Annotated in this window: 12 protein-coding genes and 1 pseudogene; 4 read left to right on the top strand and 9 right to left on the bottom strand. The window is 74.1% G+C overall.

The window, feature by feature from the left end; all coding sequences use genetic code 11:
* Positions 1-47: 47 nt before the first annotated feature.
* Together ABD323_RS35545 and ABD323_RS35550 are read right to left on the bottom strand one after the other, a co-directional pair.
* Positions 48-758: a class I SAM-dependent methyltransferase gene (locus ABD323_RS35545; RefSeq protein ID WP_344446231.1), complete on the bottom strand. Its 711-nt coding sequence runs from the start codon at positions 756-758 to the stop codon at positions 48-50.
* Positions 732-1,412 (bottom strand): annotated as a pseudogene (locus ABD323_RS35550) (HAD family hydrolase); the annotation flags it as partial. The pseudogene ABD323_RS35550 and the gene ABD323_RS35545, both read right to left, overlap by 27 nt.
* Before the next feature lie 142 nt (positions 1,413-1,554).
* Here ABD323_RS35550 and ABD323_RS35555 point away from each other — a divergent pair.
* Positions 1,555-1,890 (top strand): DUF1330 domain-containing protein, encoded by a 336-nt coding sequence (locus ABD323_RS35555; RefSeq protein WP_344446219.1) that lies wholly within the window; start codon positions 1,555-1,557, stop codon positions 1,888-1,890.
* Between the two features lie 29 nt (positions 1,891-1,919).
* Here the strand turns inward: ABD323_RS35555 and ABD323_RS35560 are convergent, their stop codons facing one another.
* Complete coding sequence (locus ABD323_RS35560) at positions 1,920-2,828, bottom strand: MmyB family transcriptional regulator (protein WP_344446220.1); 909 nt, start codon at positions 2,826-2,828, stop codon at positions 1,920-1,922.
* Positions 2,829-3,004: 176 nt separating this feature from the next.
* Between ABD323_RS35560 and ABD323_RS35565 the strand changes: the two genes are divergently transcribed.
* Positions 3,005-3,850 carry an alpha/beta fold hydrolase gene (locus ABD323_RS35565; protein ID WP_344446221.1) on the top strand — a complete coding sequence of 282 codons (846 nt, stop codon included), beginning with the start codon at positions 3,005-3,007 and terminating at the stop codon, positions 3,848-3,850.
* A gap of 58 nt (positions 3,851-3,908) precedes the next feature.
* On the opposite strand, the gene ABD323_RS35570 is transcribed toward ABD323_RS35565, so the two are convergent.
* From ABD323_RS35570 to ABD323_RS35580, 3 genes are all read right to left on the bottom strand, one after another.
* A complete protein-coding gene (locus tag ABD323_RS35570) occupies positions 3,909-5,192 on the bottom strand; it encodes an RNA polymerase sigma factor (RefSeq protein WP_344446222.1) in 1,284 nt (427 codons plus the stop codon).
* Positions 5,193-5,337: 145 nt separating this feature from the next.
* Positions 5,338-5,766 carry a YciI family protein gene (locus ABD323_RS35575; RefSeq protein ID WP_344446223.1) on the bottom strand — a complete coding sequence of 143 codons (429 nt, stop codon included), beginning with the start codon at positions 5,764-5,766 and terminating at the stop codon, positions 5,338-5,340.
* 188 nt (positions 5,767-5,954) lie between these two features.
* A complete protein-coding gene (locus tag ABD323_RS35580) occupies positions 5,955-6,536 on the bottom strand; it encodes an ArsR/SmtB family transcription factor (RefSeq protein ID WP_344446224.1) in 582 nt (193 codons plus the stop codon).
* A gap of 120 nt (positions 6,537-6,656) precedes the next feature.
* On the opposite strand from ABD323_RS35580, the gene ABD323_RS35585 reads away from it, so the two are divergent.
* Positions 6,657-7,604, top strand: a complete 948-nt coding sequence (locus ABD323_RS35585) for a DUF2218 domain-containing protein (RefSeq protein ID WP_344446225.1) — start codon at positions 6,657-6,659, stop codon at positions 7,602-7,604.
* A gap of 45 nt (positions 7,605-7,649) precedes the next feature.
* Here ABD323_RS35585 and ABD323_RS35590 read toward each other — a convergent pair whose 3' ends face one another.
* Positions 7,650-8,135: a hypothetical protein gene (locus tag ABD323_RS35590; protein ID WP_344446226.1), complete on the bottom strand. Its 486-nt coding sequence runs from the start codon at positions 8,133-8,135 to the stop codon at positions 7,650-7,652.
* Positions 8,125-8,637 carry a SigE family RNA polymerase sigma factor gene (locus ABD323_RS35595; protein ID WP_344446227.1) on the bottom strand — a complete coding sequence of 171 codons (513 nt, stop codon included), beginning with the start codon at positions 8,635-8,637 and terminating at the stop codon, positions 8,125-8,127. Before ABD323_RS35595 ends, ABD323_RS35590 begins: the two co-directional genes overlap by 11 nt.
* A 212-nt stretch (positions 8,638-8,849) precedes the next feature.
* Here ABD323_RS35595 and ABD323_RS35600 point away from each other — a divergent pair, with 212 nt between their 5' ends.
* A complete protein-coding gene (locus tag ABD323_RS35600; RefSeq protein ID WP_344446228.1) occupies positions 8,850-9,230 on the top strand; it encodes a hypothetical protein in 381 nt (126 codons plus the stop codon).
* Positions 9,231-9,280: 50 nt separating this feature from the next.
* On the opposite strand, the gene dnaB is transcribed toward ABD323_RS35600, so the two are convergent.
* Positions 9,281-11,647, bottom strand: a complete 2,367-nt coding sequence (gene dnaB / locus ABD323_RS35605) for a replicative DNA helicase (protein ID WP_344446229.1) — start codon at positions 11,645-11,647, stop codon at positions 9,281-9,283.
* Between the last annotated feature and the right edge of the window lie 562 nt (positions 11,648-12,209).

Here is a 12,209-nt window from a genome sequence, read left to right on the forward strand (position 1 = left end):
GGGGGGGGGGGCGGCGGGGCGCCGGCGCAGCCGCCCTGCGGCAGCCCTCAGCCGGCCGGCCGCTCGGCCCCGACCAGGGCCAGGTCGGTCCACCGCACGCCCGGCCGCCCGTGCGGGTCGGGACGCTCCCCCCGGTGGACCAGCCGCAGGCCGGCCGCGCCCGCCTGCGCCACCGGCTCCGCCGCCGGCACGTCGAACATCCGCCGCCCGGCCGGCAGCGGCCCGTGCCGCAGGGAGATCAGCAGGGTGCCGCCGGGGGCCAGCAGCGCGGCGATGGCCGGCAGCACGGCGGCCCGCTCGGCGGCGGCCAGGTGCATCCAGACCGCGCAGACCAGGATCAGGTCGTAGCGCTCGTCGGCCGCGCTGAGGCCGGGCAGCGCGGGCAACGCGTCGTCGGTCCAGCGCACGGCGGCGTCCGCGTGCAGCCGGCGCCCGTGCGCGCGCAGTTCGGCGGTCGGTTCGGCGGCGGTGACGGTGTGGCCGAGCCGGGCGAGCGCGGCGCCGTCGCGGCCGGTGCCGGCGCCCACGTCCAGCACCCGGGCCGGCGCGGCCGGCAGCAGGTGCCGCACCCCGGCGTGCACCTGCTCGAAGGTGACGCTCTCGTACTGTTCCGCCAGCGCGTCGGCCTGCTCGGCGTAGCCGGCGGCACCGGCCGGCACCGCGGCGGCGACGGCGGAGGCAACGGGGGCGACGGCGGCGGTGGGGGAGGTGGGGGCGACGGGACCCAGCGTGGCCAGCAGGGCGGGCAGCTCGCGCATGTCCTCGAAGACCAGCGCCCCCTCCTCCGCCAGCCAGGAGGCCGGGGTCAGCCCGCCCGCGTAGCCCAGCGCGCGCATGCCCGCGGCCCGCGCCGCCCGCACCCCGTACTTGCTGTCCTCCACCACCACGCAGGCCTGCGGCGGCACCCCCATCCGCCGGGCCGCGTGCAGGAACAGGTCGGGGGAGGGCTTGCCGCGCCGCACCTCGGTGGCGCTGAAGATCCGGCCGGCGAAGTGGTCGTACAGCCCGGTGTGCCCCAGGGTGTGGCGCATCTTCTCGTGGCTGCCGCTGGAGGCCACGCAGGACGGCAGCCGCAGCCCGGCCAGCGCCTCCTCGATCCCGGCGACCGCCGTCAGCTCCCGATCCACCCGCACCCGGTGCAGCTGCTCGAAGCGGTCCTGCCAGGTCGCGGCCACCGCCTCGCCCAGCCGCTCGGCGACCTGCTCGGCCACCGCGGCGGCGGACCGGCCCACGAAGCGGTCCAGCACCTCGGCCTCGGTCAGCGGCCAGCCCAGCTCGGCGCCGACGGCGACCTGCACCCGGACCGCGATCTTCTCGCTGTCCACCAGCACGCCGTCGCAGTCGAAGATCACCAGCTCGACGCCGGTGCCGCTGTCCTCGCGGCCCTCACCCCAGGCAGCGCCGATCTTCATCTCAGTCATGGCGTCAGATTAGGACGTGCCCCACCGACGCCTACCTACGGCCGACTGATTCCGCGAACCCCGCCGCTGCGTAACGTCGTCAGCACCACGAAGGAGCGGCCGCCCAGCGGCCCACCCACCACCGGAGGACACCATGACCGCCTACGCCCTCGGCCACCTGCACACCGTCGAGTTCGGCCCGCAGATCGTCGCGTACCTGGAGCGCGTCGACGCCACCCTCGACCCCTTCGGCGGCCGGTTCCTGGTCCACGGCAACCCGATCGACCTGCGCGAGGGCAGCTGGCAGGGCGACCTGGTGCTCATCGAGTTCCCCGACCTGGCCCGCGCCCAGGCCTGGTACGACTCGCCGGCCTACCGGGACATCCTCGCGCTGCGCACCGACAACGCGGTCTGCGACGTCCTGCTGGTCGGCGGCGTGCCCGACGGCTACCGGGCCGCCGCCGCGCTGGCCGAGAAGACCGCGCACTGAGCCCGCCCACCGCGCACCGCCACGGCCCGCTACACCCCGGCCGGCACCCCGAGCTCCACCGGCCCCATCAGCCCCGCTTGCCCCACCGGCACCCCGGGCTCCCCCAGCGCCCGGCGCAGCTGCTCCTCGTGCGCGGCCGGGTCGCCGCCGGCCGGCGGGGTGAAGACCAGCAGCTGCTGGTCCTCCACCGGCGTCAGCAACTGCTCGCAGTCGAACGCCAGCTCACCCGCCCGCGGGTGCAGCACCCGCATCCGGCTGGTCCGCCGCACCCCCACCTCGTGCAGCTCCCAGAGCCGGGCGAACTCCTCGCTCGCCGCGCAGAGCCGGCGCACCAGCGCACCCGACTCCTCGTCGTGGTGACGGCGGGTCACCGCGGCCCGCAGGTCCGCCACATGGACCCGGCTCCAGTGCTCGACCTCCGACGCGGGGTAGGCCGCCCGCACCCGCGGGTCGGTGAACCAGCGCCGGACGGTGTTCCGGTGCTCCGGAGCCACCGAGCAGACCGTGCCGAAGAGCGCGTCGGCCATCGCGTTCTGCCCCAGCAGGTCCCCCAGATCGCTCAGCACCTGGGCCGGCGCACTGGTCAACCGGTCCAGCAGGAAGCGCAGTCCCGGCCGCAGCCGGTCGCCCGCCGACCGGCCGGCCGGTGGGCGGTGGCCGGCCAGCAGGTAGAGGTGGTCGCGGGCGTCGTCGCCCAGCCGCAGCGCCCGGGCCAGCGCGGCCAGCAGCTGGGTGGACGGCTGCGGACTGCGGGCCTGCTCCAGGCGCATGTAGTAGTCGGCCGACATGCCGGCCAGCTGGGCCACCTCCTCGCGCCGCAGCCCCGGCGTGCGCCGTCGCGGCCCGGCGGTCAGCCCGGCCTCCTCCGGCCGCACCCGACCCCGTGACCGACGCAGGAAGTCGGCGAGTTCGACCCGGTCCATCCGCACATCCCCCATGACGCTCCGTCATCCCCCCGACAGGTCCCCGGTCGTGGCCGGCGCCGAAACCACCGCCGCGCCAGACCAGGACTGCCGATCCTAGCCACACCGGTCCGCTCCTCAGCACGCGAGGACGGTGCCAGGCTCGTCCCCATCAGCCGCGAGCACCCCCTCCCACCAGGAGCGACACCGCCATGACCGTCACCACCGCGCACACCGTCAGCACCGCCGTCACCGTGGCCGACGCCACCATCCCCTACCGCGTCGAGGGCGACGGCCCGCGCCTGGTCCTGGTGCACGGCACCGGCCCCACCGCCGACCTCACCTGGGGCGCCCTGCTGGGCCGCTTCACCGACCGGTTCACCGTCGTGCTGCCCGACCTCTCCGGCACCGAGCCGGTCCGCGACGACGGCACCCCGCTCACCCTGGACCGGCTGGCCCGACAGCTGATCGCCGTCATCGAGGCCACCGACGACGGCGCCCCGGTCGCCCTGGCGGGCTTCTCGCAGGGTGCCCCGGTCGCCGCGGCGGCCGCGGCGCTGCGCCCCGACCTGGTGGACCGGCTGGTCATGATCGCCGGCTGGGGCCGTCCCGACGAGGAGTACGTGCGCAACCTGATGGCCACCTGGCGCGCGATCACCGACCCCGACGCCTTCGGCCGGTTCGCCCTGCTCACCGGCTTCAGCCGGCCCTTCCTCAACGGCATCGGCCACGCCCAGGTGGAGCAGCTGGCCGGGAACCTCCCGCCCACCGCCAACCTGCTGCGCCAGCTCGACCTCAACCTGCGGATCGACCTGCGCGAGCTGCTGCCGCGGATCACCGCCCGCACCCTGTCGATCGGGCTCACCCAGGACGCCACCATCCCGGTCGAGCACGCCCGCGAGCTGCACGCCGCACTGCCCGGCAGCCGGTACGCGGAGATCGACAGCGGGCACGTGGTGGTCTTCGAGCAGCCCGACGAACTGGTCCGGCTGGTGCGCGGGTTCCTGCTGGAGCAGCCCGACGCGCAGGCGCCCGCGGGCGAGGACGCGACCGCCTGAGCCACCCGGCTGCTCGGGCGGCTCACGCGGCTCGGGCGGACCGGCAGGCCGCTCGGGCTCAGCCGCCCGTCGCCCCGCAGGCCGCCGCCCGCTCCAGCAGCAGCGCCCGCTCGCGCTCGTTGAGCGTCAGCGCCGCCGCCCGCTCGAACTCCGTCCGGGCCTGCGCCGGCCGCCCCAGCCGGACCAGCAGGTCGCCGCGCACGCTCGGCAGCAGGTGGTAGCCCTGCAGCGACGGCTCGTCGGTGAGCTGGTCGACCAGTTCCAGCCCGACCGCCGGTCCGAACGCCATCGCCAGCGCCACCGCCCGGTTCAGCTCCACCACCGGCGACTGGGTGCGCCGGGCCAGCGCCTCGTACAGGGCCACGATCCGCACCCAGTCGGTCTCCTGCGGCGTGCGGGCCCGGGCGTGACAGGCCGCGATCGACGCCTGCAACACGTACGGACCGGGCACCGCGCTCAGCGCCTCGGCCCGTTCCAGGGCCGCGAGCCCGCGCCCGATCAACAGCCGGTCCCAGCGGCCGCGGTCCTGCTCCAGCAGCAGCACCGGCTCGCCCCCGGGCCCGGTGCGGGCCGCCGAGCGCGAGGCCTGGATCTCCAGCAGCGCCACCAGCCCGTGCACCTCCGCCTGGTCCGGCACCAGTTCCGCCAGGATCCGGCCCAGCCGCAGCGCCTCCTCGCAGAGCGCCGGCCGCATCCAGTCCTCGCCGGCGGTCGCCGCGTACCCCTCGTTGAAGATCAGGTAGACGACCTCCAGCACCGACTCCAGTCGCTCGACCAGCTCCGGCCCCTGCGGCACCTCGAACGGGACCCCGGCCTTGGCCAGCGTCCGCTTCGCCCGCACGATCCGCTGCGCCACCGTCGGCTCCGGCACCAGGAAGGCGCGGGCGATCTCCGGCGTGCTGAGCCCGCCCAGCAGCCGCAGGGTCAGCGCCACCCGCGCCTCGGTGCCGAGCACCGGGTGGCAGGCGGTGAAGACCAGCCGCAGCAGGTCGTCCTGGATGTCCTCGCCCTGCTCCACCAGCTCCTCGGGGCCGGGCTGCGGCTCCCGGTCCAGGGTCCGGCCCAACTCGTCCACCTTGCCGGCCAGCCGCTCGCGACGGCGGATCAGGTCGATCGCCCGGTGCTTGGCGGTGGCCATCAGCCAGGCCCCCGGGTTCGCCGGGACGCCGTCCTTCGGCCACTGCTCCAGCGCGGCGACCAGGGCGTCCTGGGCCAACTCCTCGGCCGTGCCCAGGTCCCGTACCAGCCGGGTCAGCCCGGCGACCAGCCGTGGCGACTCGATCCGCCAGACGGCCTCCACCGTGCCGTGCGCGGCGCTGCGCCGCGAGTCGCTGTTCGTCACGGCAACCCATCAGAGCAGCGCCCCACCACCACCCGCAACCCGCGCCCCGTCCCTCCGGCAGTGCGGGCCCCGGCCGGCGACAACAACCGGACAGGGCCCGGCCGTCGGCCCAGCGATCGGCCCGGCGGTCGGCCCAGCCGTCGGCCTAGCGGTCGGCCTGCTGCTGCCGGACCCGCTCGGAGAGCTCCTGCTCGCGCGCCAGCGCCTCGGGCGACACCGCGTCCTCGGGGAAGTCGCCGATCTCCAGCACCTGCCGCAGCTCCACCACCCCGTCCTCGAGCGGCACCCGGCAGGCCCACTCGACGGCCTCCTCCCGCGAGGAGACCTGGAGCATCCAGTACCCGGCGATCAGCTCCTTCGCCTCGGCGAACGGACCGTCGGTCACCGTCACCCGGCCCCCGCCGAACGCCACCCGGGCGCCCCTGCTGCTCGCGTGCAGCCCGTCCGCGGCCAGCAGCACCCCGGCCTTGACCAGCTCCTCGTTGTACCGGCCCATCGTCTCGATCATCTCGCGGGTCGGCAGCATCCCGGCCTCGGTGTTCGGATCGGCCCGCACCAGCATCATGAACCGCATCGTCGCCAGCTCCCTCTCGGTGTCCCGTCGATCGACCGGGGCCGGGCGGCGACACTCGCGCCCGACCGGAATCCGGCCTCCACCCGTACGTCGAACGGGACCCGCCGGAATCGACACCGCCGCCCGGGCTTTCCGCGCACCAGATCCTCCGCGCGCCAGGGCCCGCACCCGCCGGACCCCGGCTCCCGTCAAGTCCTCTCGGCGCCCTCGTCGGCGGCCAGGCCCGGGATGTCGGCCGGGAAGAGCGCGACCAGCAGCCCGTACGGCTCGCCGGTCGAGGCGTCACCGGGGTTCGGCTCGGCGGCCAGCGCCCGCAGACGGGCGGCCATCGCGTGGCCCTCCTCCTCGGTGAGCCAGAGGTGGCGCAGCACGGTGTGGTCCGGCTGGCCGGGACGCACCGGCAGCATCTCCGCCAGCGCCGCGTTGACGAGGAGCTCGCGGCCGCCCCGGGCGTCCCGGTGGAACGTGAAGCTGGTGCTGACCAGCGCGAAGTACTGCTCGGTGCCGCCGCGCACCTGCCGGGTCTCGGTCAGCCGGACCAGGCCCGCCTCCCGCAGCACCCGCACGTGGTAGCCCACGGTCCCCTTGGGCAGGCCCAGCGCCTCGGCCAGCTGACGCAGCGTCGCCGGGCGCTGGCGCAGCACGTTGACCATCCGGTGCCGCTGCGGGTGCCCGAGCGCCTTGAACTGTTCGGGCGAGCGCAGCACCAGGGGCTCCGGCTCGTCCGTGCCGCTGGCCGGCTGGTCCCGCTCGGTCGGTTGGTCTCCCATGGCGAAAGTGTCGAGGAAAACAAACCCTTTGACAAGCGGCGCGATCCGGCAGCAGAATCCGAACCCGAAGCGTTGAGGATTCCCGACGCTTGACCCCGATCCCTACCGCAAGGAGCCCCCGTGCCCATCGCGACCGCCCGCGCCGCCACCGACCGTCCCGAGCGCTACCTCAAGCAGCTCGTCTCCCACCTGGGCCACAAGGTCACCGCCGAACTCGCCGGCGACGGCCGGGCCACCCTCACCTTCGACGACGGCACCTGCGTCCTGACCCCCGCCGGCGACGAGATCGAGCTGATCGCCACCGCCGCCGCCCCGGACACCCTGACCCGGGTGCAGGACGTCGTCACCCGCCACCTGGAGCGCTTCGGCGCCCAGGAGGAGCTGCGCGTCCAGTGGACGGCCCCGGTCGACGGCGGGGACCTGTCGATCATCGACCCGGCCGTCAGCGCCTACGTGCTCACCCACTGCACCCCGCCCGGCGAGATCCTGCACGAGCTGACCGTCCGGACCCGCGAGGCCACCGGACGGGCCGCGGCCATGCAGATCTCCCACGACGAGGGCGCCTTCCTGAGCATGCTGGTCAAGCTGACCGGCGCCCGGCACGCCATCGAGGTGGGCGTCTTCACCGGTTACTCCGCCCTCTGCATCGCCCGGGCCCTGCCCTCGGACGGCCGCCTGCTGGCCTGCGACACCAGCGAGGAGTGGACCTCGATCGCCCGGCCCTTCTGGGAGCGCGCCGGCGTGGCCGACCGCATCGACCTGAAGATCGGCCCGGCGACCGAGACGCTGCGCGCGCTGCCCGCCGAGCCGGCCTTCGACATCGCCTTCATCGACGCGGACAAGGCCAGCTACCCGACCTACTACGAGGAGATCCTCCAGCGCCTGCGTCCCGGCGGCCTGATCGTGCTGGACAACGTCTTCCTCGCCGGGCGCAGCCTGGACCCGGCCTACCAGGAGGAGCGCCACCTGGCGATGCGCCGCCTCAACGACTTCATCGCCGCCGACGACCGGGTCGACGCGGTGATGCTCACCGTCCGCGACGGGGTCACCCTGGCCCGCAAGCGCTGACCGGCCCGGACGGCCGGCCGCCCGAACCCCCGGGCTCCTCCCCGCTCACCCGATCAGGGCGGAGGTCACGCGCCCGTGGACCACATCGACGACCACCCGCGAGGTCCGGAACTCAAAGGTTATGCCGTGGTACGTGCCGTCCTCGCTGCCCACCACCAGGTCACGGCCCTCCCGTGCCGCCTGCGCGCGGGCCGCCTCCAGCGTCAGGCCGAGGTACTGACAGGACCTCAGGTCCCCGAGCAGCGCGAAGCCCGACGGCCCGGCCGACGGGGACTCGCTGACACAGGCCGGCCCGGACGGACCCGCGGCCGCCGCGACCGACCCGTCTGCCACCGGTCCGGAGGCACCCCCGGCCCGCACCGTCAGCGCACCCCCCGCCGCGAGGCAGACCACCGCGAGCCCGACCGCGCCGCCGCGCACCCGCCGCCGCCTCCTGACGAGCGCCACGACCGTCTCCCGGCTCGCCTCCAGCTCTCCCCCCTCGTCGGCCAACTCGCCCAGCAGTTGCTTGAGTTCCGCCTCACTGCGCATGTCCGTGCCCTTCGTGGCCGGTCGGCACCAGGGTGGTGCCGAGTCTGCTGATCGCCTCACTCAGATGCCGCTTGACGGTCCCCGGGCTGCAACCCAGCCGGTCGGCCACCTCGGCCACCGGCAGGTCCTCGTAGAACCGCAGCACCGCACAGGCCCGTTGCCGCGGCGACAGCACGTCGAGCGCGCTCACGAGATCGAGCCGGTCCCCACTGGCGGCGCTGAAGTCGGCCGTGGACGTCGGGGCGGCCAGCCGGGGCAGCAGCACCCGCCAACGGGCCCGCCGACGGTGCTGGTCGAGATAGCGGTTCAGCATGACGCGCCGCACGTACCGCTCCGCCGACTCGACGTCCCAACTCCGGCGCGGCTGCGCGAACACCCGGACCAGCGCGTCCTGCACCAGGTCGTCCGCCTCGGCCCGCTCACCGCACAGCACGTACCCGTACCGCTTCAACGCGGCTCCCCTGGCCCGCATCAACTCGCCCAGGACCTCATGCCAGTCCACCGCCCACCCTCTTCCGTCTCACCCCCTCCCACGAACGACCGCCCGATTTCGTTGTCCCCCTCCCGACCTCGCGCCCGCCCCCGGTGCCCGATCCCGGCGATGCCTTGCCGCTCGCGGGGGCAGGGCGTAGGTCCCGCTGGTCGAGGACACCGGGCCGCCCCCGACTCCGGTGCACTCGACGGGAAGAGGAACCAGAGCCACGATCGGCCCTGGTGCTGGTGGTCGGCATCGTCCTCATCGCACGCGGACACTTCGGCCTGCTGACCCGCCGGTCACACGCGACCGGCGGAGCGGCCGCCTTCGTCCATCCCGCGATGGCGGGAGCCTGGCTGATCCGGCTCTGGCGCCCCCGCGGCCTGTTCACCGCGGCCTGGCGCGAGGGCGGCCGCGCGCGACGCGTGCTCGCGGTCCTCGTCTCGGCGACCGTCATCGGCTCCGCCATCGCCTGGTGGCAGGGCTTCACCACCCTCTGCGGGCTGGCACTCGTCGCCCTCGGCCTCAGCGCTCTGGCTCTGCTCTCCCCCCTGTCCCGCCGCCTGGACCCGCGCACCACCCCGCCGGACCGCCCCCCGACGACCACCCCCGACGCGTAGTCACCGCCCAGCGCCGCGCAGCGGGATCCGACCCCCTACACCACCGCTCCCTAGTCCCGCGTCATGTCCACGAAGCGTGAGTAGTGGCCCTGGAACGCCACCGTGATGGTGGCCGTGGGGCCGTTACGGTGCTTGGCGACGATCAGGTCGGCCTCGCCCGCGCGGGGGGACTCCTTCTCGTAGGCGTCCTCGCGGTGCAGCAGGATGACCATGTCGGCGTCCTGCTCGATCGAGCCCGACTCACGCAGGTCGGAGACCATCGGCTTCTTGTCGGTGCGCTGCTCGGGGCCACGGTTCAGCTGGGAGAGCGCGATCACCGGGACCTCCAGCTCCTTGGCCAGCAGCTTGAGGTTTCGCGACATGTCGGAGACCTCCTGCTGGCGGCTCTCGGCCCGCCGTGAGCCGCCGGCCTGCATCAGCTGGAGGTAGTCGATGACCACCAGCTTGAGGTCGTTGCGCTGCTTGAGGCGGCGGCACTTGGCCCGGATCTCCATCATCGACAGGTTCGGCGAGTCGTCGATGTAGAGCGGCGCCGCGGTGACGTCCGGCATCCGGCGGGCGACCCTGGTCCAGTCGTCGTCCGTCATGTTGCCGGAGCGCATGTGGTGCAGCGCGACCCGGGCCTCGGCGGAGAGCAGGCGCATGGCGATCTCGTTGCGGCCCATCTCGAGCGAGAAGATGACGCTCGGCAGGCCGTTGGTGATCGAGCAGGCCCGCGAGAAGTCCAGTGCCAGCGTGGAGTTGTGGACCACGATGTCGTTCGCCACGAAGTTGTGGGTGCCGTCCACCGTCAGGTCGTACACCTGCTCCTCACCGGCCGCCACGATCGACTCGACCTGGTCCCAGTGGACGTCCGAGGTGGCCAGGTCGAGCAGGGTGCGCGAGTCCAGCGCCTTCGCCAGCTCCGCCAGCCACTCGCGGCCCACCGGCCCCTCGAGAGGCCACTCGTGGTCACGGGGCCGTCCGCAGCGGGCGTTGACCTCGGCCCGGCCCAGGGTGCCCTGAGCCGCCCGGACCAGCTCCCAGACCTCGCTCGGCAGCAGGTCGGAGTCGAGGTCGGAGTCGAGGTCGGGCCCGCCGGTGAGCTGCCGGCGGGGCACCGCGATCCGGTCGCCCGGGTGCAGCTCCTCCAGTGGCACCCAGCCGCGCAGGGTGCGCAGCGGGTGGTTCGGCGTGGCGGTGAGCGCGCGGCCGAGCCGGGTGGTCAGGGTCAGCACCGAGCGGCGCCCGTTGTCGATGAAGTCCGCGGGGCGCACGCCGCGCAGCTTCCAGTCCTGGCCCAGGGTGAGCACCTCGAGCCGCTCCCCGGCCTGCCCGCGGCGCACGAACTCCGCGATGGTGACGCGTTCGCCGGTCAGCGCCTCGGTGATGACCGAACTGCCGGCCAGGCACTTGCCCATGGCGGGGCGGGCCGCGATCACGATCATCTGGCCCGGGTGCAGCCCGTTGGTCAGCGCGTCGAGGTCGGCGAAGCCGGTGGGGACGCCGGACATCTGGCCCTGCCGGGAGCCGATCGCCTCGATCTCGTCGAGCGCGCCCTCCATGATGTCGGCGAGCGGGGCGTAGTCCTCGCTGGTGCGCTGCTCGGTGACGGCGTAGATCTCGGCCTGGGCGGCGTTGACGATCTCGTCCACGTCGCCCTCGGCGGCGTAGCCCATGCCGGCGATCCGGGTGCCGGCCTCGACGAGGCGGCGCAGCACGGCGCGCTCGTGGACGATCTCGGCGTAGTACTCGGCGTTGGCCGCGGTGGGGACGGAGTTGACCAGGGTGTGCAGGTAGCCGGGCCCGCCGACCCGGGTGAGCTCGCCGCGCTTGGTCAGCTCGCTGGCGACGGTGATCGGGTCGGCCGGCTCGCCCCGGGCGTACAGGTCGAGGATCGCGCTGTGGACGAGCTCGTGGGCCGGGCGGTAGTAGTCGTGCGGCTTGAGCACCTCGACGACGTCGGCGATGGCGTCCTTGGAGAGCAGCATGCCGCCCAGGACGGACTGCTCGGCGGCGAGGTCCTGCGGGGGGACCCGCTCGAAGCCCTCGACGCCGCCGGAGCGGTCGCCGTCCCGGTCCCGGTCGCCGTCGCGCTTGCGGTACTCGCCGCCACCGCCACCGCCGCCGCTGCCCCGCTCGCCGTCCCGCTTGCGGAAGTCGCCGCCCTTGCCGCCGGCGCCGGACCCGGAGCCACCGCCGGAGCCGGTGGCGGCCGCGCCGCGGTTGCGGGTGACCGGCAGCCGGTCACCGGGGCCGTCGGGTTGGAACGGGCCGGAGAAGGCGTCGTCGGACGGCTGCCAGTCGTCCTCCGGGGGCGGCGGCACGTCGTGGTCGTCGTACTGGGGGCCGGTCACGCGTCTTCCCCGATCAGCGAGTGGTGCGAGTGGTGCAGGTGAGGCGAACAGTGCGGATCGTACGAGCGGTGCGGATCGCACCGGTGGGCCGGGCGGTGCCGGTGTGGGTGGGGGGCCGGTCGGGTGGGTACGGGCATCGCCTGGTCCACCTCTTTCTTACGCCACGGTGCCGACAAAACGGACGCCGGGTAGGGGTCCGGCGCGTCGGAGAGCGACCACGCTAAGGGGCTCACGGGCCCCAGACCAAGACGGTTATCCACAGGACATGTGGACGAACGCGCCATCCCTGTGGACAACTGCCCGAAACCTGTGCACAAGCATGGGGACAGCCCTGTGGATAACCACACGATCGCCCTGGTGTCAACTCGCTGACCTGCAGTAACTCTTTCCACCGGCTGTGCATGAGAAATACTTCACACGCCCGGGGGCGACCTCGACCCCGCCCCTGCGGTTACCATTCGTTCGCAGGTTCTAGTAATAGACACAATCCCCTTGTACCACTTACCTGTGGATGACTACGGTGGCACCATGACCCTTCCCCGCACCGACCGCCGCCGCCAGGACCGGGACATCCTCGCACTGGCACTGCCGGCCTTCGGCGCACTGGTCGCCGAACCGCTCTTCCTGATGGCCGACTCCGCGA

The organism is Kitasatospora nipponensis (genome assembly GCF_039528135.1).
In the GTDB taxonomy this organism is placed as follows: Bacteria; Actinomycetota; Actinomycetes; order Streptomycetales; family Streptomycetaceae; genus Kitasatospora; species Kitasatospora nipponensis.

Excerpts from the sequence above, each read along its gene's own strand:
- ABD323_RS35575 (WP_344446223.1), bottom strand. The coding sequence starts at position 5,766 with ATGCGGTTCATGATGCTGGTGCGGGCCGATCCGAACACCGAGGCCGGG.
- ABD323_RS35555 (WP_344446219.1), top strand. The coding sequence starts at position 1,555 with ATGACCGCCTACGCCCTCGGCCACCTGCACACCGTCGAGTTCGGCCCG.
- ABD323_RS35560 (WP_344446220.1), bottom strand. The coding sequence starts at position 2,828 with ATGGGGGATGTGCGGATGGACCGGGTCGAACTCGCCGACTTCCTGCGT.
- ABD323_RS35565 (WP_344446221.1), top strand. The coding sequence starts at position 3,005 with ATGACCGTCACCACCGCGCACACCGTCAGCACCGCCGTCACCGTGGCC.
- ABD323_RS35580 (WP_344446224.1), bottom strand. The coding sequence starts at position 6,536 with ATGGGAGACCAACCGACCGAGCGGGACCAGCCGGCCAGCGGCACGGAC.
- ABD323_RS35590 (WP_344446226.1), bottom strand. The coding sequence starts at position 8,135 with ATGCGCAGTGAGGCGGAACTCAAGCAACTGCTGGGCGAGTTGGCCGAC.
- ABD323_RS35545 (WP_344446231.1), bottom strand. The coding sequence starts at position 758 with ATGCGCGAGCTGCCCGCCCTGCTGGCCACGCTGGGTCCCGTCGCCCCC.